The organism is Allobosea sp. GW822-FHT03F07, assembly GCF_058801345.1.
Window position 1 is genome coordinate 1 of record NZ_JBXAND010000036.1, and the last position, 522, is coordinate 522.

At 68.0% G+C, this 522-nt stretch carries 1 protein-coding gene; it reads left to right on the forward strand.

Annotated elements, in window-relative coordinates:
- Nucleotides 1-522 (forward strand): nucleotide sugar dehydrogenase (locus tag AC1RMY_RS26540; protein ID WP_492869746.1); only part of this gene is annotated, 522 nt, incomplete at both ends.

Genomic DNA, 522 nt, shown 5'->3' on the forward strand with positions numbered 1-522 from the left:
GCGCTTCGAGGCGACGACCGATTTCGACCGCCTGTCGGAGCCGGACGCCCTGCTGATCTGCGTGCCGACGCCGCTCTCGCGCCATCGCGAGCCCGATCTCTCCTATGTCGTGAAGACCACGCAGGCGATCGGCAGGCGGCTGCGCCAGGACCAGCTCATCGTGCTGGAATCGACGACCTATCCCGGCACCACCGACGAGCTGATGCGCCCGATCCTCGAACAGGCGACGGGGCTCGCCAGCGGCAGGGATTTCTTCCTCGCCTATTCGCCCGAGCGCGAGGACCCCGGCAACACGCAGTTCGGCACCTCCGACATCCCCAAGGTCGTCGGCGGCGACGGGCCGGACGCGCTCGCCATGGCGGATGCGCTCTACGCCGCCCTCGTCGTCAGGACGGTGCCGGTTTCCTCGACCGCGACGGCCGAGGCCGTGAAGCTGACCGAGAACATCTTCCGGGCCGTCAACATCGCGCTCGTCAACGAGCTGAAGCAGGTCTACGCCGCGATGGGCATCGACATCTGGGA